This is a genomic window from Streptomyces sp. NPDC030165 (assembly GCF_055573595.1).
In genome coordinates, this window is sequence record NZ_JBVIBD010000002.1 from 291,402 (window position 1) to 310,898 (window position 19,497).

The following is a 19,497-nucleotide window of genomic DNA, read 5'->3' on the forward strand; positions in this document are numbered from 1 at the left end:
TGGGGGAAGGGATCGGCTCGGGGCGCGGAGCCACCAGCCACGCCACCGCACCCGGTCAGGCCACCACTGACCAGGCGGGGAACACGGACCCGGCCACTACGGCCGGGGCCGGGGCGCGAACGCCCCTACGCCGCAGCGTCGAACCCCGTGTCGCGCGCCATCCGCTTCAGCTCCAGCAGCGCGTGCTTCTCTATCTGCCGGATCCGCTCACGCGTCAGGCCGTGCTGCTTGCCGACCTCGGTGAGGGTCCGCTCGCGGCCGTCCTCGATGCCGTACCGCGCCTTGATGATCGAAGCCGTACGGTGGTCGAGCCGGTCGATCAGGTCCTCCAGCTCCTCGCTGCGCAGCAGCGTCAGGACGGACTGCTCGGGCGAGGCCGCGGAGGTGTCCTCCAGCAGGTCGCCGAACTGGGTGTCGCCCTCGTCGTCCACGGACATGTTCAGGCTGACCGGGTCGCGGGCCCAGTCCAGGACGTCCGTGACGCGCTCGGGCGTGGAGCCCAGCTCCTGCGCGACCTCGGCGGGCTCCGGGTCGCGGCCGTTCTCCCGGTTGAACTCGCGCTGCACGCGGCGGATGCGGCCCAGCTCCTCCACGAGGTGGACGGGAAGCCGGATGGTGCGCGACTGGTCCGCGATGGAGCGGGTGATGGCCTGGCGGATCCACCACGTCGCGTACGTGGAGAACTTGAAGCCCTTCGCGTAGTCGAACTTCTCGACCGCGCGGACCAGGCCCGCGTTGCCCTCCTGGATCAGGTCGAGCAGGGGCAGGCCGGCGCGCGGATAGCGGCGGGCGACCGCCACGACCAGGCGCAGGTTGGAGCGGATGAAGATGTCCTTGGCCTTCTCGGCCTCTTCGGCCAGCGCTTCGAGCTCCTCGCGGGTGCCGCCGGCGGCGTTGCCGTCATCGACGGTCCCGTCGAGGATTTGCCGGGCGTAGACACCCGCCTCGATGGTCTGGGACAGCTCGACCTCCCTGGCGGCGTCGAGCAGGGGTGTTCGCGCGATCTCGTCGAGGTACATGCCGACCAGGTCGCGGTCGGCGATCTCCCCGCCTACGGCGCGAACACTGTTGGCCCCGTCAGCACCGCTGCTGGTGGCCTGACGTCGGGCGACGGCACGGGTTGCCATGCGTGTGCTCCCTTTGCGATGAGTCGGTCGCGGGATGGTGGCGGTGGGACACCGGGTGTGTGGCCCGAGTACCCCTTCCGAAGGAAACAACGGCTGGAATCCGGACAGAATTCCCCTGCCGCACACCTATTTTCGTGATCATGCAGTACCCTGCGTCCCTCACCGAGGAGGCCGGATGTCGCCGGGGGACGGGGAAGTGCAGGTCAGGGCGGCCACCGAGGCCGACCTCGGCAGCCTCACGGACCTCTACAACCACTACGTCCGTGAGACGTCCATCACCTTCGACACGGAGCCCTTCACCCCCGAGCAGCGCCGCTCGTGGTTGCTCTCCCACCCGGAAGACGGCCCGCACCGCCTTCTGGTTGCCCGGGACCGGACGAACCGGAGTCTCCTGGGTCATGTGTCCAGTAGCCCTTTCCGGATCAAGCCGGCCTATGCCACCTCGGTGGAGGTCAGTGTCTACTGCGCGCGCGAGGCCGTCGGCCGCGGCGTCGGCACGCTGCTGTACAAGGCGCTCTTCGAGGCGCTGGCGGACGAGGACGTGCACCGCGCGTACGCGGGCATCGCCCTGCCCAACGAGGCATCGGTCCGGCTGCACACCCGCTTCGGCTTCCGGCACGTCGGTACGTACGGCGAGGTCGGCCGCAAGTTCGGCCGTTACTGGGACGTGGCCTGGTACGAGAAGCACCTGGACTGAGCGCACGACACCGCGCCTCCGGGCCGGGATCAGCCCCTCCAGTTGACGGTGGCGGGGCCCGGGTGTCGCCTGGAAGACGGGGGCGAGTGAGAGGAGCCCGTCATGGAGACACCCGTCCACCGGCACGGCGCCACCGCGGACCCGGGGTCCGGGCCCACGTCACGGTCCCGGCCCGCGTCGCACGCGAACACCCCGGACTCGGACACCGCGCGCTCGAAGCGGCACGGCATGTCCACCACCGCCCTGGCCCTGCCCGTCGCCGCGGCGGTCCTCTACGGTCTGTGGACCGTCTTCGTCGACCGCACCAGCGGCTCCTCACTGGGCCACGCCTGGCTGCTGGGGCTGATCACGGCCCTGGTCAGCGGAGCCCTCGGCCTGGCGCTGGTGAGCGTCCAGTCGACGCTGGTCACCGAGGTGCGGGCCCTGTCGTACGGAGTGCTCTTCGGTGTCGCGATGGGCTACCTGTACAGCATCTCCCACGCTTCCGGGCCCTCCATCCTGGAGTCGGTGCGCATGGGACTGATCATGGGCGCGGTGATGTTCGCCGTCTCCCTGTACGTCTTCCGCACCCACCGCACCCGAGAGCCCCACGGCCAACACCGCCCACGCCGGACACACGGGGCACACCCGTCCCACTGAGGCGGGTAGCGGAGAAAGCAGTTGGAGCGGACACCCGGCAGGTGGGCGAACACCCGCCCCGCCGGCTTCGTTCTCGATGACGACGACACCATCGACATCGGCAGCCCCGAGCTGAGTGCGAGTCAGAAGTACCGCAACGCGGCGGCCCGTACGCGGGTTTCCCTGCTCATCGACGACATGGCCCCGGCCGACAACCCGATCGCCCACGGCTGGGGCCGTGGCGTGGAGATCCGCGGCCGGGCCGAAATACTGACGCCGGACGCGCCGCCGATGGCCCCGGAGTTCTTCGGCAACGAGGTCATCCGCGTCCACCCGCTGCCGTCAACAGCCGGCACCTGGAGGCGGACGGCAGCGGGCGCCCGCTCCCGCCGGGTCTCCTGACCCGCACAGCCGCCGGCCCGCCGGCCTACCCGGCCGCGACGCCGACCTCGGGCGGCTCGGTGCCGTTCCCCCGCCGGATGATGCGCAGGGGGCCGCCGGGTCGCCAGGTCTCCAGCACGAGGTGCGGGTCCTCGACGTACGTACGGATCACCTCGGTCAGCTCCGTCCGGAACAGGTGGAACGGTTCCGGCGGCTTCGTCTCCGCCACGTACCGCGCGAGCAGCGCCGGGTCGGTCACCTCCACGGCCCGCCCGGCGACCCGTACGTCACCGCCCGCCGCCTCCGTGCCGGCCCCCGGACTCGTGTGCAGCGCGAACCGCGGGTCGCGCCGCAGGTCCAGCGCCTTACGGGAGCGGACCATCATCCCCAGCCACAGTTCGCCGAAGCGGAAGTCCGCCTCGATGCCGGTGAGGCGCGGGGAGCCGTCGCGGCGCAGCGTGCCCAGGACGTGCGGCCCGCAGGTGAACCGTGTCTCCACCTGCCGCGCCAGCCCCGGCTGCACCGCCACGAACCCGGCCCAGCTCAGTCCCCCGCCCTCGGCCCGGCCGCCGCCCTCGCCCGTCTCGCCGCCTGTACGTGCCTCATCGCTCGTCATGCCCCCACCCTCCCGCCCATACCCGACACCTTCTGTCGAGTTTGGCTCGACAGGGCGCGGCCTGCCCGGGACGTGCCCCCACCCCGGCCTCCCCGGCCGTACGACCATCGCCGTACGGAGGCGTAGGACCGGCGTCCGTTACGGCCGGCCGGTGCCCGGCCTAGCCTCGGCGGCATGGAGTCAAGAAGCGGCATTCTCGACGAGGCTCTGGAGCGCCTGCACGCCTCGGGTCCCGAGTTCCAGGGGTTCCTCGCCAATCACGGGCCGATGGCGGTGGAGGCCCTGGTCCGGCGCGGGCAGGCGGGTTCGGTGCACCGCTGGCTCGATCATTACGAGACGAAGCTGGAGGACGTGCCGAGTCCGCAGGGCGTGATCACCGACGCCACCTGGCGGGAGGCGCTGGGTGATCCGCGCCGGGTCACCGACTGGACCGCGTACTTCACGCGGCTGGTCGCCGAGCGTCCGTGGCGGGACGTGCTCGCCGAGTGGTGGCCGCTGCTGCTGCCCGGTGTCGCCGGTGCCGCGACGCATCCCGTCATCCGGGTCGGTCATGCCGTACGTACGCTCCTGGACGACGGCGAGGAGGCGCCCCGTGTCGCGGAGCTGGCGCACGCGCTCGGGTACTGGGCCGCCCGTCACACCACGCTGCCCGTCGCCGTGCACCCGGCCGGCACCGCCACCCCCGCCGAAGCGCTGGCCGCCCTGCCGCGCATCGCCGATCAGCAGGTCCTGCCGCTCGACGGCCTGGCCCAGCTTCCCGGCACGCCGGGCTGGCTGGCCACCGCGGAGTCGCTGCGTGTGCCGTACGACGATCCGGACGCCGCCCGCGCGCAGCTCACCGCGCTCGTGCAGGCCGCCGTGCACCGCTATCTCGACCACGGGCACGGCCACGGCATCCTGATGGTGCACACCGCGACCGCCCCGAACGCCGTGCTGCGCACCCTGCCCGCGCTCCCCCGTGAGCTGTGGGCGCCGTCGCTCGGCGCGGTCTGGGCGGCGAGTGCGGCGATCACTTCGGTCTACGCGGCGGGCGAGGCGCTGCCGCCTCTGGAGGGGGCCGGAGCGCTCTGTGCCGAGGAGGTTTTCGCACGTTCCGCCCGGCACGGTGACGAGCACGTCATCAAGATGACCGACACGGCGGTGGACGTGGCGGCCTCGGCCGCGGACGGTGACGACCGGGCGCTGGCCGCCGCCGTGCGCGCCCAGCGGCTGGTTCCCGCTGATTCCTGAACGGATTGCCTCGGGTTGCATCCGTTCCGGAGCGTTCCTGAGAAAACCGGAGCCCGTCGCGCAACGGCTCACCTGCACCTTTCCTCCCCACCCCTCTTGGTTAAAACTTCAAGAAATGGCGGAGCGGTGAGACAGTGGATGGTATGAGCACCGAATCCGCAGGTGAGCCTCGCTGGCTCAGCGACGAAGAGCAGTACGCCTGGCAGTCGTACCTGCACGCCACCACGCTCCTGGAGGACCACCTCGACCGCCAGCTCCAGCGTGACGCAGGTATGCCGCACGTCTATTACGGGCTGCTCGTCCAGCTCTCCCAGGCCCCCCGGCGCCGGTTGCGGATGACCGAACTGGCCCAGAACGCCAAGATCACCCGTTCCCGGCTCTCGCACGCCGTGGCCCGCCTGGAGAAGAGCGGCTGGGTCCGGCGCGAGGACTGCCCCTCCGACAAGCGCGGCCAGAACGCCGTCCTCACCGACGAGGGCCTGCGCGTCTTGGAGAAGGCGGCGCCCGGCCATGTCGCCGCCGTACGGGCGGCGATATTCGACCGGCTCAGCCCGGAACAGGTCGGCCAGCTGGCCGCCATCTGCCGGGCGGTCGCGGACGGCCTGCAACCGCAAGGCGCCGACCTGCCCTGGCTCCGCTGAGGAGCGAGGGCCGGCCGGCGCCGCAGGGTCCGGGCCACCCCTAGGGTCCGGGGCCAGGCGTAGGGTCCGGAGGCCAGGCGTAGGGCCTGTGACCGATACCCGGCCACAGGCCCGTACACACACCGAGCACGCCGTGACCCGCATCAATGCGCCGTGCCGGCGGCAGTGCGCCATGCCTGGCGTCAGCGCGCCACGCCCCACATCAGTGCGCCATGACCGGAATCGGCACGTCCGCCTCCGCGTCCGCGCCCGCGCCGTCACCCGAGCGGGCGACCGGGCCGCTGCCGCCCTGGTGGCCGGTGGTGATCAGCGCGTACGCGATGACCGCCGCGAGGGCCAGGATGCCGACCGCCCACCAGATGGCGGCGGTGTAGCCGTGCACCATCGACTCCAGCTTGAGCAGGTCCACCGAGGGCGCGCCCTTCGCGTGCGAGGTGGCGTACGCGGTGGTGGCGCTGGCCGCGATGGTGTTCAGCAGGGCGGTGCCGATCGCGCCGCCCACCTGCTGCGAGGTGTTGACCATTGCCGAGGCGACCCCCGCGTCGCGCGGCTGGACGCCGTGCGTGGCCAGCGACATGGCGGGCATGAAGGCCGTACCCATGCCGAGCCCGAGCAGCAGGAAGGCGGGCAGGATCAGGGCCGGATAGGAGGTGTCCAGGTCGATCCCGGTCAGCAGGAACATGCCCACGGCGGCGAGCAGGAAGCCCGGCGCCATCAGCAGCCGCGGCCGGACGCGGGTCATCAGCCGGGCACCGATCTGCGTCGAGCCGGTGATCATGCCGATGATCATCGGAAGGAAGGCCAGACCGGTCGTGACCGGCGTGTAACCCTTCACGATCTGCATGTAGTACGTCAGGAACAGGAACAGGCCGAACATGCCGATGACGGCCAGACCCAGCGACGCGTAGACGCCGGCCCGGTTGCGGTCGGTGAGCACCCGCAGCGGCAGCAGCGGGGACTTGACCTTCGACTCGACCAGCACGAACGCGGCGAGCAGTACGGCGGCCGCCACGAACAGGCCGATGGTCATGCCCGCGCCCCAGCCGTCGGACTCGGCGCGCGTGAAGCCGTACACCAGGGAGACCAGGCCGAGGGTGGCCAGGATGACGCCGGGCACGTCCAGGCGGGACGGGTTGCGGCTGCCCGCGGGCTCGCGGATCACCAGCAGCGCGCCGACCGCCGCGATCACGGCGAACGGGATGTTGACGAAGAAGGTCCAGCGCCAGTTCATGTACTCGGTGAGCACACCGCCGAGGATCAGGCCCACGGCACCGCCACCACCGGCGATGGCGCCGAAGATGCCGAACGCCTTGGCCCGCTCGCGGGCCTCGGTGAACGTCACCGCGAGCAGCGACAGCGCCGACGGCGCCAGCAGTGCGCCGAAGACGCCCTGGAGGGCGCGGGCGCCGAGCAGTACGCCCTCGTTGGACGCGGCGCCGCCGAGGGCCGAGGCCAGCGCGAAGCCGACCAGACCGATGATGAAGGTCCGCTTACGGCCCCACAGGTCGGCGACCCGCCCGCCGAACAGCAGCAGCCCGCCGAACGCGAGGGCGTACGCCGTGATGACCCACTGCCGGTTCGCGTCGGAGATGCCGAGATCGGCCTGTGCGGAGGGCAGGGCGATGTTCACGATCGTCGCGTCGAGCACGACCATGAGCTGCGCCAGGGCGATGAATATGAGCGCTTTCCAGCGCCGGGGATCGACGTACGCGGTCGTTTGAGACATGGGTGGGTCCGCCTAGTGGTGCGTGAGCGAGAAAACGGGACGTGGGCAGGGCGTGACGTGATGCCGCTGATTGATGCCGGTGTTCGGTGCCGGTGTAGCTGTCGCTGTGTGATGCCGGTGCGTGATGCCTTATGTGGAAAAACGGTGTCGATGTGGTGTTGAGACGGTATTCAGTACGTATTGATCACATGTTGATCGGTTGCGTGTACGGCGGTGGGTGCGCCGGCGGTCGCGGTCCCGTGGCGGCGCTCCGCACGGCGGGGTCGGCAAGGACGACGACCCGGCCGGCCTGCAGGCCGGTCGCAAGTCGCCGGAACTTCCCCCGTACGTATGGAGTGCCGCACTCGGACCCTCGGCCGTCAGCCGTGCCGGAGGTCCTCCAGCGTGGCCGCGCAGCCGGGCAGTTCCGAGCGCGCGGGCGCTCGTAGGCCGTCCAGGAACAGCACCAGGTGCCGGTACACGAACCGGTCGAAGTCGGCACACCCTCCCCCGGACTCCGTCTGGGGGTGTTCCCATCCGGGCAGCGGGCGTGTGAGCTGAGTGAGCGCGACCATCAGGTCACCGACGGCGATGTCGGTACGCAGCTGGCCGCTGTCGCGCGCGGCGCCCATCAGGGCCTCGACGGCCCTCTCCAGGCGCTCGCGCGCTGCGAGCAGGTCGGGGTGGTCCTTGTCGACGCCGTCCGAGAGCAGCGAGCACAGGGCGCCGATCCGCTCCTCGACCGCGGCGAAGACAAAGCGTCTCAGCGCTCGGAAAGCATCGGACTCCTCGGCGAGAGCACATTCCGCCTTGTCCGCGGTGCGGTCCATGACGGAGAGCGTGACGTGGTGGATCAATTCCAGGCGGTCCGGGAAGTGACGGTAGAGCGTCGCATTGCCGACACCGGCGCGTCGAGCGATTTCATCGAGCGGGATCTCCGCTCCGGACTCGACCATCGCCTCACGCGCCGCCCCGATGATCCGCTCCCGGTTGCGCAGGGCGTCCGCGCGCAGCCGGTGCGGTGCCGTGCCGAGCGCGGCGTGCGCACGGGTGCGGGTGGCCATGTCGGCACACTCCTCTCGTCATGTCCGCAAGCCTGGGTTTCGCGAAGCGGGGAGTGGCTCCCCGCTTCCGTCGGACACCGGGTTAAACGGGGAAGCGTTCCCCGCTTATTTCACCCGCCGCTGTGGCCTGTGCCACAAAAGGGAGGCGGGATGAGTGCCGTATACAGGTTTCATGACCGTTTCGCTCCGCCCGGCCGCTCTCCCCCGCGCGATCCGGTCGTACGTGTGCCGGGCTCCCGGCACGTTCATCTGGCTCGCGATCCTCTTCGGGACGTCGGTGATCATGCATCAGCTGACGCCCGACATCCTGGAGCGCGTCCTGCAACGCCGCTCCACCAACATCCACAACCTGCTGCTCTCACCCGGCCGGGTGCTGCTGACCAGCGCCCTCTGGCTGGACGGCGGCGGCTGGCTCCTCTACTTCGTCATCTTCAACGTCTTCCACGTCCCCGCCGAACGCTGGCTCGGCACCCGCCGCTGGCTCGCGGTCATGGGCGTCGCCCACATCGGCGCCACGTACCTGAGCGAGGGTGTCCTCGCCCTGGCCATCCACACGGGCGCCGCGCCGCACTCCGCCGTGAACACCCTGGACGTCGGCGTCAGCTACGCGCTGGCCGGCGTCGCGGCCGTCCTGACGTACCGCGTCCCCTGGCGCCCCCTGCGGTACGCGTACGGAGCGGGTGTCCTGTTCGTCTACACCGCCCCCCTCTTCGACGACCTCACCTTCACCGACATCGGCCACCTGGCCGCTGCGCTACTGGGCCTGGCGTGTCGCCCCCTCACGCCGAGCGGGAGGCCAACCCACGCCGCCACCCGGAGCAGATGAACCGCCGGCTTTCGCCGGCCCCGCTCCCTCGACCTCACGTACCCGGCCGAGTGGCATCGGTATCGGCATCACGCCAATGCCGACGCCCGACGTCGATGAGACGCAACTGCCGCCGTGCCGTGCGCGCGACCGCCCGCCAGCGCTCCGTGTCCTGGTCGCCACCGTCGCGCACGTCCAGGAACGCCGAGGCCGTCATCACCAGCCGGTCCACGTACAGCTCCGCCAGCATCCGTACGTCCTCGCCGTCCCAGCCGTCCGACACCGGCTGGGACTTGAGCGCCGCCGCGACCTCCGCCGCGAACCGGTCCAGTTCGTCCGCTATGGCCTGCCGTACGGCCCGTACGCCACCGTGCCGCTCGCGTGCGATGAAGCGGACGTGCGCGGGCTGTTCGCGTACGTACCGCTCGACGACCGCCACCGTGTGGTCGATCCGTTCCTCCGCGCCGGCCGGTTCGGCGAGGACCGCACGGATGGTCGCGTGCAGGCTGCTCAACGACTCCTGGACCAGGGCGACTCCGAGCTCACCGAGGTCGCGGAAGTGCCGGTAGAAGGCGGTGGGGGCGACGCCGACCGCGCGGGTCACCTCGCGCAGCCCCATGCTGCTCAGACTCTGTTCCGCCAGCAGGTCCAGTGCCGCGTCGAGCAGGGCCTGCCGGGTGCGCTGTTTCCGGGCCTGCCGGACTCCGACGGTCTCGCTGTGACTCATGTCATCCAGTAAACAACCGTTCTCCGAGTTTCTCCACCCCTAGGATGGGAACCTGAGTGAACAACTGTCCTCCAGAATGGAAAGGCAGATCATGCTCTTCCTTGTCGCAGCCCTCCTCCTGCTGGGGATTCTGGTGGGTACCGCGGCACACCTCCCGGTCCCCGTCACGATCATCGCGGCAGTGGCCATCAGCTGCTGGCTGCTCGTCTTCTTCATCCGCGAGCGCCGCCACCACACCGACAAGACCGAGGGAGCGTCCCGATGACCACCCTCATCACCGACCACGACTCCGACACCGGCACCCGCCGCACCGGCCCCGCCACAGAGCCGGACGCCAAGTCCCCGGCCGGGCCGAAGGAGCGCGGTGCGCCGCGCGGGCAGGCCGACGGCATGGCCGTCGCCGCATTCGTCCTCGGCCTCGTCGGCACCCTGGTCGCCAACGTCGTCCTCGGCCCCTGCGCCCTCGTACTCGGAGCGCTGGCCCTGGCACGCAACACCACCCGGCGCTTCCGCGCCGTCCTGGGCATGTCCCTCGGCGCCGTCGACCTGATCATCCTGGCGGTCCTGGCCACCGCCGACGGCACCCTGAGCTGGACCATCGGCGGCTGAGCCGAGCCGAATCGGGCTGGACCGAGCTGAGCCGAGCGGCCCGGGCGCCGGTGACGGCACGCCGACCGCTTCGTTGTCCTGGCAGGCGCACAGGCGTACCGGTCGGGCGAAGCTACCGGCCCCGTAGAGAAGGACATTCGGGAATGCCGGTCATCAAGCAGACCCTCGCAGTCGCCGCGGCCGCTGCCGCCGCTCTCGGCCTGGTGAGCGTGACTGCCGGAGCAGCGGCGGCGACGACGGTCATCGGCGCGGGCAACAGCGCGCACGACAACCACTGCGCCAACGGCGGTTCGGCACGCGCCCTCCAGACCGGGGCGAACTCCCCCGGCGGCCTGGTCGGTGGCGCGCTCACACTGATGCTGAGCGCACCGGCCAATCAGTGCGGCGACCTCGGCCTGCCCAAGGAGGACAAGGCCGACCAGCCGGCGGAGAACCTGCACGTGGACATGGCCGAGTAAGGGCTACGCCACGCACGGGTCCGCGTGCGCGCAGGCGTACGCGTGGGGACGGGGTTGCGGATGTGACAGCGCAGGCGACTGTCGCTGCGCCTGCGGAAGCCCGTGCAGCCGCTGGTGCGGGCCGCGTTCCGCCCGTACGGCATCGAGCGCGGTGAGCGACTGGACGGCGTACGCGACCGAGGCCAGCGTCATGTGGCGGTGCCAGCCGTCGTACGACCGCCCCTCGAAGTCCCGCAGCCCCGTACGGCCTCCGGTACGGACGCTGTCGCGCGCCACGTACGCGGCGGTGCGGGTGAGCTGGTGGAGGTCGGCCGGGGACCGGCGGGTCGGCGTCGTCAGCCAGAAGTCCGCGCGGGCGCCCGGCCCACGCGGCCCCTCGTGGCCCTCGTACCGCTGCGCGTAGAGCAGCAGTTCACCCGCGTCGCCGCTCTCGCCGTCCACGACCGGCCGCGCCGGTACGACCCGGGCGAGTACGGCCCGTACGCCCGGAGCCACGTCGTGGACCGGCAGACCGAAACGTTCCGGCGCGGCCAGGACGCGCTGAGCGGAGAGGGCGCCGCGCCGCGTGAGCCGTCCGACGCGGTCCACCAGGTGGACCGCGAGGGAGCCGGGCGTCCGGGACATGGCGGGCAGGCCGAGCGGGGCCAGGGCGCTCATCACGTCACCGGCGTGGTGCATCTGGCTGTCCCAGATGACCGGGGCGGCGGCTCCGGTTCCCGGACGTGCGGCCCGTCGCGCCAGCTTGAGGATCTGGGCCGCGCCGTCGTCGTCGGGGGCGGGGAGGCCGGCGGCCGGCGGGGGGAGGTGGAGGCGCCAGTCGACGGGGACGTTGAGGGCCTGGCCCGCGTACCAGAGCCCGTACGCGAGCTGGCCGTTGACCAGCTGGCCGGTGGCGGGGACGAAGCGGCGGTGGACGCCGACCGAGTTCGTGCCGGACTTGGGGATGAGCATCGGGCGTACGACCCACGAGCGCGGGCGGGCGAGGCTGGTGAGGTAGTCCGCGAGGGCTTCGCGGACGGCGTGCCAGTTCCACGGGGCGTTGCAGATGAAGTGGTGCAGGCGCTGGGCCGCGCCGGTGTCGTCCAGCGTCCGGGCGATGTTGCGGATGGACTTGCGGCCGGGGGCGGTGAGCAGACCGCGCAGGTACTGCTCGCCCTTGAGGTGGTGGTCCGCCCTGGTGAAGGACGCGAAGAGATGTCTGCACAGGTCCTCGATCCACGCTTCCTGAGTGCTGGTCGGCCGCCCGGGGAGGAGCGGCGGAACGGCGGTGGTGGATGCGGGCACGGACAAGGGACTGGCCCCCGGGGAGACGGGACGGGCGTGCGGATGACAGCAGGACAATAAAGAATGTTCGCTATGTTTCTCGCGTCGGGGGAGGGATCGCGGACGACTTCACGAAGTTCCGGGGACGCGCCAGGGGACGGGTGGGGCGGGTTCACCAGCGGTCGGCCGCAGGGCGCGGGGACGGTTCCGTACGCGCCCGGCCGTACGGGACTTCCGGCACCGCATGCAGAGCTTCCGGCACTTCCGGCACCGCATGCGCGAGGACCAGTTTGAGCAGCAGGACGGCCGGGAGCCAGGCGAAGCCCGCCGGTGCGGGCAGCGACGGCGCCACCAGGACGCCGGCCAGTACGGCGAACAGCGCCACCGGCCGCGCGAGGTGCCGCCGCGACCGGTTGACCAGCACCACACCGGCCAGCGCCCAGCCGTACCAGAGCGGCCCCCACCACCACGGACCGCCGAACAGCACCCCGGCCACGACCGGCTGGAGGTGGACCGCCGCGAAGCCGATCTCGTGGTGCAGGAAGCGGTTCAGGCGGGTGGGGCGCAGCGGCGGCGGCAGCGGGCCGTGGTAGAAGCGCTTGGCCGCGTCGAGGCCGTTGGCCACCACGCCGCCCGCGAGGTCCAGGGCCAGCGCCATCGCGATCGCGTATTTCCACCACGGCCAGCCCAGGTCCCGCGCCGACCAGGCCAGGAAGCAGACGCCGCACACGCCCGCCAGGCAGGCCAGCGCCCGTTCCCCCCAGGTGGCGTCCCTTCCGAAGAACCAGCTCGGCCGCCCCGCCTCCGAAGACGCACCGCCGTCCCGTGCTGTCACATCGACCCCCTCGCGCCTTCGACGCTCCCGTCGCCCTCACGCCCTCGTCGCTCGCGTCGTCCTCAGCCCTCGCAGTCCTCAGCCCTCGCAGTCCTCAGCCTTCGTCGCCTTCGTGCCGAGGCCCGCCGCGTAGACGGACATGGCCTCCGGTGCCCACCGGTCCATCCCCTCCGCGGTCAGCGGGTCGACGCCCAGCACGTCGGTGAGGCGGTCCCGCAGCAGCACCACGGCAAGGTCGTTGACCAGCAGGAAGGCCGCCCGTACGGCGGGGTCCTGGCCGGGTGCCGCGGTCCCGGCCGCCGCCATGCCGTCCAGCCGGGCCCGGCTCATCTCGTACAGCCGCCGGAACAGCCGCCCGCCCGCGTCCTCGTCGCAGGCCAGCATCCGCCGCAGATACCCGGGCAGCGGCGAGTCCGGCGGAAGGTGCCCTGTCAGCGCCTCGGCCAGTGAGCCGCCGGCGTCCCCGGTCAGCTCGTCCAGGAGTGCGTCGAACACCGTCAGCACATGCTGGTCGAGCGCCTCGCGCAGGCCGTCCTTGGAGCCGAAGTGGTGGAGGACCAGGCCCGGCGACACGCCTGCCGCCGCGGCGATCTGCCGCACGCTCACCGCGTCCGGCCCGTGGGCGGCGACGAGGGCCAGGGCCTCGTCGCGGATGCGGGCCCGGGTGGTGCGGTCTTTCTCGGAGGCAGGCGGAAGGGGGGACGGCCGAGTTGAACGCATGTTCAGGAGACTAAACGGGCGTTCAATCGCTGTCCATAGGCGTGCCGAGGCCCCAACCAGCGGCTGGAGTACGGGCTTTGGAGGGGGTGGTCAGTCCTTCAGGCCCCCGGCGAACGGCAGCGTCCGCCAGTGTTCGACGGCGGGCTTGAGTGCCTCGACGAGCATGGGCAGCTGCGGCGCGAGCGCGAGGCACGCGATCGCCCGGATCATGCCCACCGCGTTGACGAGGCGCAGCACGCGCGCGTCGAGTGGCCGCAGACCGCGGCGCCGCGCGGCCTCGTCGTACGCGGCCTCGCACTCGGGGCCGAGGGCCGCCACGTCCCACTCGACCGGCCCGAGCGTGGTCAGTTCGAAGTCCGAGTACAGCGCGCCGCCCTTGGCGGCCACGATGTTGACGGCCGGCGCGTCCCCGTGGACCGGCTGGAGTCCGACGCCGGGGAACTCCGCCTCGAACGCCGCGCGCGAGCCGACCAGGGGCTCCAGGACCGCCCACTCCCGCCGCGCGCGGTCGAGCTCGGCCGGGGCGATGAGGTCGGGGTGCCCTTCGAGGGCGGCCAGCGCCTCGGTGGCGAACCTCGGTTCGGCGGCCGACAGGAACGGCAGCTCGCCCGGGTACGCGCGCAGTGCGGCGTGCAGGTCGGCGGTCAGGCGGGCGTTGTGCACGTAGTCGGGCTCGCTGTCATCGGCGTGCTCGACGAACTGCCAGAACGTCATCGAGAAGCCGTCGCGCCGGACAGGCTCCCGCGGCACGAGCGGGCTCGGCGGAATCACCGGCACGCCCTGCTGTGCCAGCCACGCCACCACGTCCAGCTCCAGCCGCTGACGCGCCGCCTGGGTGGCGGTGTCGGCGTACGGCGGCAGGACGGTCGGCACCCGGACCACCACGGGGGCGGGCGCGAGGTGCACGATGACAGAGAACATGTCGTGCAGCACCGTCGCGTCGGTGACCGTCAGCCCCAGGTCACGTCCGGCGGTGACGGCCGCGTCCAGCGCACGTGAGGTGCGGGCGGCGAGCTGGTCGGGCGTCATGAACCCGGGCAGTCCTGGCATGGCAGCGATGGTGCCATGGGGTACGGCGGGGCGCGACGGGTTTGTGGATCAGCGGGCGTACGGACGGGCGCCCCGCATCGGGTCCGACCGGGCGCGGCTCGGACGGTGGACCCGTCACCGCGAAGCGGCCCGCATCCGCCCCTCGCCCACCCGGCACTCCCCCACCCGGTGCTCGGCCACCCGGTGTTCGGGAACGCGGTGCTCGCCCACCCGGTGGTCGCCGCCACGGTCCGTGCCCACCAGGTCGTCGCCGCCACGGATTTCCGGGATGTCGTCGCCGCCCACCAGGAGCGGCGGCCGCGCGCCCAGCACCAGGCCCCAGACGTGGTCGACGTGCTCCCACGGGGACAGCCCGGCCGTGGCGCCGCGCGGTACGCCGATACGGGCCGCGAACTCCGCGCCGGTCACCACGGAGACCGCCGTGGCGGTGACCGCCTCCACGGTCGTCCAGCCGGCGAAGTCCGGGCGGGCCCGTTCGACGAGTTCGCTGAGCGACGGCAGCCACATCGCGTACCAGGTGTCGCCGTCGTCCGGGAAGTCCCAGGCGAGGCGGGCCGCGGCCCGTACGGCGGGCTCCTCTTCGAGCAGCCGCGCGAGGGTGCGGGTGAAGGTGACGACCCGTCGTAACTCGCCGCGTGTGGCGGCCTTGGGGCTTCTGCTCGCCGTCATGAGGGAGGTCAGCGCGCTGCGGGTCAGCGCGCAGCCGGCTTCCCTGACCGCTTCGGCGAGCGCCGCCTTGGACGGGAAATGGAAGGTCAGGCCACCGATCGTGACGTCCGCCGCGGCGCTCACGCGGGCCATCGAGGCGCCCGCGTAGCCCTTCTCGGCGATTTCGTCGGCGGCGGCCCGCAGCAGGGCGCAGCGCGTCCGCTCAGCTCGGTCCTGTCGCGCCATTGTCCCGCCTCGGTGATCGCCCTCGGTTGCCAGCGCCGTACCGGTGACATCCAACCGCCCATGCTAGGCGCGGCTTTGGCGGCTCGCACGGTCGCGGCGGCAGTTGGCGGAGACTTGATCAGTATGGGAACCGGGGGGCACCGCGGGGAGTCCCGGGGAGTCACGCGGCGGCTCTCGGGCCCTTTCCGTACCGCCTCCGGGACGTACGCGCGGGCGCCGCCGAAGCGGAATCCGGGCGAGCGGCGCGCCCGTACCCCTCGGGACTCGTCCGCGCCGCCTCCGTACCGGCGTGCAGGGCCGGTAGGGGACCGTCCCCGGTCCTCTTCCCGTACCCGTCCCCGGCGTGCCGCCGCACCGGCTGGTTCCCCGCCGCACGCCCGTGGTCCGGGCACGGTTCAGCCGCGTCCGGCCGACTCCTGGTACGACGGAAAAAGCCCGGGACCTCGTGGGCTCGCAAAAAAAACGATCGTTCTTTATTCTTTGCTGGTCGGCGCCCGATTCACGGGATGACCACGGGAGGGAACGAACACATGACGACAGAAACTGCGCATCCGGCTACCCGCACCCCCGCACGACCGATGTCCCCTTCCCTCTCGTCCGGCCACCCTCTCTCAGTACACGGGATATCCGACAAGTCCGGTGTGCGCAATGTCACGGGAATCACGTCCGACACGCACCCCGCCGCCTCCGGAAGGACCGCCGCCCGCAACGGCCGCTCCGCCGCCCGCAACGGAAGCAGCGGCAGGACCCCGGCCGCCGGTTCCCCCGGCCCCGCCGGGCGAACCGGAACCGCCCGCAGAGCGGGCCGCGTCGAAACCCCCGCCGCTCCCGAGCGCCGCACCGCCGCGTCCGGCGGCTCCACCACCGCATCCGGGGCATCCGGCCCGTCCGAGACGTTCGACGCCTTCGCGGACGACCTTTTCGGCCATCTGCCGCGTACCGACCAGCGCCGCTGGGCCCACGCGTACCTGCTGGCGCTGCTGACCACCGAAGGCAAGAAGTCCGTACGCCGGCTGGCCGCCGCCGTCTCCGACTCGCCCACCGCCTCGCAGTCCCTCCACCAGTTCCTCAACGCCAGCCCCTGGGACTGGAACCCGGTACGCCGCGAACTCGTACGCCGGGCCGAAGAGCCCGCCCCGCCCCGCGCGTGGATCCTGGCCCCGGCGGTGCTGCCCAAGCGCGGCGGCCACTCCGTGGGCGTCCACCGCCGCTTCGACTCCACCGCCGGGCGGACCGTCAGCTGCCAGCTGGCCATGGGGATGTTCCTCCCGGTGGGGGAGGCGGCTACGGCGGTCGCGGTGTCGGCGTCCGCCGCGTCGGGAGTTTCGGGTGCCTCGGCCGCGTCCGGCGCTCCGGGGACCTCAGCCGCGTCCGGCGCCCCGGCCACCTCGGCTGTCGCCGGTGACTGCGGCGGCACTGCTGCCGTGTCCGTCGACTGGCGGCTGTTCCTGCCCCCTCAGTGGGCCGACGACCCCGAACTGCTGCGCCGCAACCGCATCCCCGCCTCGGAGACGAACCACCCCCGCCCGATGTGGGTGCACGCCCTCGACCTCGTGGAGGCGCAGGCCGCCCGTTCGACCTGCCCGCCGGCGCCGGTCGTCGCGGACCTCAGCGAGTACTCCGACTCCGTACGGCTCATCGAGGCGCTGGCCCGGCAGGGCCGCGACTTCGTCATCGCCGTACCGCCCGCCACCGCACTGGCCACCCCGGCCACCCCCGGCATGCCCGGCGACCCGGGCGCGCGCCCGCGCCTGCTGCAGTCCGCGCCCACGCCCGTGCGCCTGCCCAACTCGCATCACACCTACCGGGCCTTCACGGAGCCCGGACCGGCCAACGCCCGGCCGGCCCGGATCTGGCTCACCAACATGGCGCACCGCCGCATGGGCCAGCTCGTCGGCCTCGCCCGGCTGCACCAGCTGCCCACGGCCACGCTGCGCACCCTCGCGTCGGACTTCGGCCTGTACGACTTCGAGGGCCGCTCCTTCCCGGGCTGGCACCACCACATGACGCTGACCTCCGCCGCACACGCCTATCGCGCGCTGACGGCGGTGCCGGACGAGCAGACGTTGTCCAGGGTGCGGTTCGTGTCGTAGTACGCGACGTAGTTCGCGTCACGGGGCTGGGGTTGCGGCGGGCGCTCCGGCGTTTCCGGGGAAACTAAACCTGGAGATGGGAGCGGTACCAGTCGGCGGCGTCCGCGAGCCGGGTGAGGGGGCCGGGGCCCGGGTCGCAGCCGGCCGCCGTCCACACCTCGTCGCTGCGGTACCAGTGGTCGGCGGCGAGGAGTGCGAACTGCCGCTCGCTCACCCGGCCCGGGGTGGAGCCGAGCCGGTCCAGGCACTCGTTCCAGGAGAGGCCGGGACCGCCGTGGGCGTCGGGCCGCGGGAGGACGCCGTGGCCGATCAGGGTGTCCATGAGGTCCCCGTTGCGTACGGGGGTGGGGTGGCTGGCGTGGTAGACGCCGCCGGGGATGCCGTGCGGCATCAGAGCCAGCCGCGCGAACAGGCGGGCCAGGTCGTCGACCGCCACGACGGAGAGCAGGCCGCGCCCGCCGTCCCAGCGCGCGGGCACCCGGTCGAGCAGTTCGGCCAGCGCCGGCACCACCCACCGGTCGCCCGCGCCGAGCACCAGCCCCGGCCGCAGCACCGTGCCGCCCGCCTCCAGCACCGGGCGTTCGGCGGCGAGGCGGGTGCGGCTGGCCGGTGAGACCGGTTCGGGCCGGACCTCGTCCACGCCCAGGCCCGCGTGCGGCCCTGCTCCGTACACGGCGGCGGTGGAGAGCTGGACGACACGGCCGACACCGGCCCGTACGGCTTCGTCGACGAGGGCCGCGGTGCCCCGGACGTTGACCAGCTCGCAGCGCTCCTCGTCCCGGCCGATGTCGGAGGCGAGGTGCAGCAGGACGTCGGCGCCGGCGCAGATGCCGCGCAGGGAGGCGGGGTCGGCGAGGTCGGCGGCGCGCCATTCGACGGAGGTGGCGGCCACGTCCGGCTGCGGGGGGCCGGAGGGGTCGGAAATCTCGGGGGGCTCGGGGGGCTTGCGGGTGATGGCGCGGAGATGGAGTGGGCGTGCGGGCCGTGTCCCCTTCGCACCCAAAACCGAATCCTGATTCTGATATGAGCCCGGATTTGACGTCATGTCCGAGGACGGGGCCGGTTGCGACCGGTTGCCGCGCGCCCTCGCTCCCGTACCGGCGCGCAGCAGTTCCCGTACCACTGTGGAGCCGATGAACCCGGTCGCCCCGGTCACCACCACCCGCCAGGGAGCCGTCGCCGAAGCGCCGTCCGATACGTCGTCCGATGCACCGTCCACCACGTCGTCCACCATGCCTTTCACCACGTCCTCTCCCCCGTCACCGTACGTGTCCTCGTCCCGCCCTCAGGCCGCCGCCCGCCGTCGCGCCGCGAAGGTGAGCCGCTGCCTGACGGGGGGCGCGGCGACGCCCGGGAGCAGGTAGCGCCAGAGGGAGACGACGCGTTGGTGCAGGTCGGAGCGGCCGGAGGAGATCTGTGAGAAGAGCTGGGTGCCGGTGTAGGCACTGACCAGGACCCAGGCCAGTTCGTCCACGCCCACGTCGGGGAGCAGTTCGCCCTTCTCGCGCGCGGCCCGCAGCTGGCCGCCGAACTGCTCGGCCCACAGGCGGTACGCGGAGTCGTCCTGGACGCCGAACTCGCCCTGTTCGACCGCGAGGCGGACGCCGGCACGCAGGGTGGGGTTGGACTGCAGTTCCTCCGCCAGATACAGGGTGATGTCGATCAGGCGCTGGAGGCCGTCCTCTCCGGGCGGCAGCTCCAGACCGCCGCCCTGCTCGATCATCACGGCCTGGGCCAGGGCTTCCTTGGACGGGAAGTGGAAGTACATCCCGCCCTGGGTGACACCGGCACGCTTCATGATCTTGCTGATACTGGCGCCGCTGAACCCGAACTCGTCGAACACCTCGGCGGCCGCCCGGAGGATGACCTCACGTGTCCTGACCGCACGCTCCTGCATGGACAGCACCAGCTCCCTCGACAAACAAAACGAATACTATTTATTTTATGAGCGCCGAGGCTCTCAC

The 19,497-nt window shown here is 72.1% G+C and carries 22 protein-coding genes; 10 read left to right on the top strand and 12 right to left on the bottom strand.

Annotation, left to right across the window (positions count from 1 at the left end):
* Positions 1-125: 125 nt before the first annotated feature.
* Positions 126-1,127, bottom strand: coding sequence for a sigma-70 family RNA polymerase sigma factor (locus tag ACZ4Z1_RS04515; RefSeq protein WP_125055797.1), 1,002 nt, complete (start codon positions 1,125-1,127; stop codon positions 126-128).
* 175 nt (positions 1,128-1,302) lie between these two features.
* Between ACZ4Z1_RS04515 and ACZ4Z1_RS04520 the strand changes: the two genes are divergently transcribed.
* The 3 genes from ACZ4Z1_RS04520 to ACZ4Z1_RS04530 all read left to right on the top strand — a co-directional run bounded on the left by ACZ4Z1_RS04520 (position 1,303) and on the right by ACZ4Z1_RS04530 (position 2,844).
* A complete protein-coding gene (locus tag ACZ4Z1_RS04520; protein WP_468485090.1) occupies positions 1,303-1,824 on the top strand; it encodes a GNAT family N-acetyltransferase in 522 nt (173 codons plus the stop codon).
* Between the two features lie 102 nt (positions 1,825-1,926).
* Positions 1,927-2,463 (top strand): hypothetical protein, encoded by a 537-nt coding sequence (locus tag ACZ4Z1_RS04525; protein WP_468485091.1) that lies wholly within the window; start codon positions 1,927-1,929, stop codon positions 2,461-2,463.
* Positions 2,464-2,484: 21 nt separating this feature from the next.
* Complete coding sequence (locus ACZ4Z1_RS04530; protein ID WP_468485092.1) at positions 2,485-2,844, top strand: pyridoxamine 5'-phosphate oxidase family protein; 360 nt, start codon at positions 2,485-2,487, stop codon at positions 2,842-2,844.
* A 25-nt stretch (positions 2,845-2,869) separates the two neighbouring features.
* On the opposite strand, the gene ACZ4Z1_RS04535 is transcribed toward ACZ4Z1_RS04530, so the two are convergent.
* Positions 2,870-3,370: a pyridoxamine 5'-phosphate oxidase family protein gene (locus ACZ4Z1_RS04535; protein WP_468485408.1), complete on the bottom strand. Its 501-nt coding sequence runs from the start codon at positions 3,368-3,370 to the stop codon at positions 2,870-2,872.
* A 243-nt stretch (positions 3,371-3,613) separates the two neighbouring features.
* Between ACZ4Z1_RS04535 and ACZ4Z1_RS04540 the strand changes: the two genes are divergently transcribed.
* Both ACZ4Z1_RS04540 and ACZ4Z1_RS04545 read left to right on the top strand, forming a co-directional pair.
* Positions 3,614-4,669, top strand: a complete 1,056-nt coding sequence (locus ACZ4Z1_RS04540) for a questin oxidase family protein (protein ID WP_468485093.1) — start codon at positions 3,614-3,616, stop codon at positions 4,667-4,669.
* A gap of 143 nt (positions 4,670-4,812) precedes the next feature.
* Positions 4,813-5,310, top strand: a complete 498-nt coding sequence (locus ACZ4Z1_RS04545) for a MarR family winged helix-turn-helix transcriptional regulator (protein WP_468485094.1) — start codon at positions 4,813-4,815, stop codon at positions 5,308-5,310.
* A gap of 202 nt (positions 5,311-5,512) precedes the next feature.
* Here ACZ4Z1_RS04545 and ACZ4Z1_RS04550 read toward each other — a convergent pair whose 3' ends face one another.
* Together ACZ4Z1_RS04550 and ACZ4Z1_RS04555 are read right to left on the bottom strand one after the other, a co-directional pair.
* The gene (locus ACZ4Z1_RS04550) at positions 5,513-7,036 is read right to left on the bottom strand and encodes an MFS transporter (protein ID WP_468485095.1); all 1,524 of its coding nucleotides are present in this window, start codon (positions 7,034-7,036) and stop codon (positions 5,513-5,515) included.
* 359 nt (positions 7,037-7,395) lie between these two features.
* On the bottom strand, positions 7,396-8,079 hold the full coding sequence (locus tag ACZ4Z1_RS04555) for a TetR/AcrR family transcriptional regulator (protein ID WP_468485096.1): 684 nt from the start codon (positions 8,077-8,079) through the stop codon (positions 7,396-7,398).
* Between the two features lie 172 nt (positions 8,080-8,251).
* Between ACZ4Z1_RS04555 and ACZ4Z1_RS04560 the strand changes: the two genes are divergently transcribed.
* Positions 8,252-8,905, top strand: coding sequence for a rhomboid-like protein (locus tag ACZ4Z1_RS04560; RefSeq protein WP_468485097.1), 654 nt, complete (start codon positions 8,252-8,254; stop codon positions 8,903-8,905).
* 34 nt (positions 8,906-8,939) lie between these two features.
* Here the strand turns inward: ACZ4Z1_RS04560 and ACZ4Z1_RS04565 are convergent, their stop codons facing one another.
* Positions 8,940-9,611: a TetR family transcriptional regulator gene (locus ACZ4Z1_RS04565; RefSeq protein WP_468485098.1), complete on the bottom strand. Its 672-nt coding sequence runs from the start codon at positions 9,609-9,611 to the stop codon at positions 8,940-8,942.
* 91 nt (positions 9,612-9,702) lie between these two features.
* Between ACZ4Z1_RS04565 and ACZ4Z1_RS04570 the strand changes: the two genes are divergently transcribed.
* From ACZ4Z1_RS04570 to ACZ4Z1_RS04580, 3 genes are all read left to right on the top strand, one after another.
* Positions 9,703-9,876, top strand: a complete 174-nt coding sequence (locus tag ACZ4Z1_RS04570; protein ID WP_468485099.1) for a hypothetical protein — start codon at positions 9,703-9,705, stop codon at positions 9,874-9,876.
* Complete coding sequence (locus ACZ4Z1_RS04575; RefSeq protein ID WP_468485100.1) at positions 9,873-10,220, top strand: hypothetical protein; 348 nt, start codon at positions 9,873-9,875, stop codon at positions 10,218-10,220. Before ACZ4Z1_RS04570 ends, ACZ4Z1_RS04575 begins: the two co-directional genes overlap by 4 nt.
* A 143-nt stretch (positions 10,221-10,363) precedes the next feature.
* Entirely contained in the window at positions 10,364-10,678 is a 315-nt protein-coding gene (locus ACZ4Z1_RS04580; RefSeq protein WP_468485101.1) for a hypothetical protein, read from the top strand.
* 3 nt (positions 10,679-10,681) lie between these two features.
* Here ACZ4Z1_RS04580 and ACZ4Z1_RS04585 read toward each other — a convergent pair whose 3' ends face one another.
* From ACZ4Z1_RS04585 to ACZ4Z1_RS04605, 5 genes are all read right to left on the bottom strand, one after another.
* Positions 10,682-11,962, bottom strand: a complete 1,281-nt coding sequence (locus ACZ4Z1_RS04585) for an IS701 family transposase (protein WP_468485102.1) — start codon at positions 11,960-11,962, stop codon at positions 10,682-10,684.
* A 151-nt stretch (positions 11,963-12,113) separates the two neighbouring features.
* A complete protein-coding gene (locus ACZ4Z1_RS04590) occupies positions 12,114-12,776 on the bottom strand; it encodes a hypothetical protein (protein WP_468485103.1) in 663 nt (220 codons plus the stop codon).
* Between the two features lie 78 nt (positions 12,777-12,854).
* Positions 12,855-13,496 (bottom strand): TetR/AcrR family transcriptional regulator, encoded by a 642-nt coding sequence (locus ACZ4Z1_RS04595; protein WP_468485104.1) that lies wholly within the window; start codon positions 13,494-13,496, stop codon positions 12,855-12,857.
* A 90-nt stretch (positions 13,497-13,586) separates the two neighbouring features.
* Positions 13,587-14,537 carry an aminoglycoside phosphotransferase family protein gene (locus tag ACZ4Z1_RS04600; RefSeq protein WP_468485409.1) on the bottom strand — a complete coding sequence of 317 codons (951 nt, stop codon included), beginning with the start codon at positions 14,535-14,537 and terminating at the stop codon, positions 13,587-13,589.
* 123 nt (positions 14,538-14,660) lie between these two features.
* The gene (locus ACZ4Z1_RS04605; protein ID WP_468485105.1) at positions 14,661-15,440 is read right to left on the bottom strand and encodes a TetR family transcriptional regulator; all 780 of its coding nucleotides are present in this window, start codon (positions 15,438-15,440) and stop codon (positions 14,661-14,663) included.
* Positions 15,441-16,081: 641 nt separating this feature from the next.
* On the opposite strand from ACZ4Z1_RS04605, the gene ACZ4Z1_RS04610 reads away from it, so the two are divergent.
* A complete protein-coding gene (locus ACZ4Z1_RS04610) occupies positions 16,082-17,533 on the top strand; it encodes an IS701 family transposase (protein ID WP_468485106.1) in 1,452 nt (483 codons plus the stop codon).
* Positions 17,534-17,597: 64 nt separating this feature from the next.
* Here ACZ4Z1_RS04610 and ACZ4Z1_RS04615 read toward each other — a convergent pair whose 3' ends face one another.
* Both ACZ4Z1_RS04615 and ACZ4Z1_RS04620 read right to left on the bottom strand, forming a co-directional pair.
* Positions 17,598-18,767, bottom strand: coding sequence for an NAD-dependent epimerase/dehydratase family protein (locus tag ACZ4Z1_RS04615; RefSeq protein ID WP_468485410.1), 1,170 nt, complete (start codon positions 18,765-18,767; stop codon positions 17,598-17,600).
* Positions 18,768-18,818: 51 nt separating this feature from the next.
* A complete protein-coding gene (locus ACZ4Z1_RS04620; RefSeq protein WP_468485411.1) occupies positions 18,819-19,430 on the bottom strand; it encodes a ScbR family autoregulator-binding transcription factor in 612 nt (203 codons plus the stop codon).
* Between the last annotated feature and the right edge of the window lie 67 nt (positions 19,431-19,497).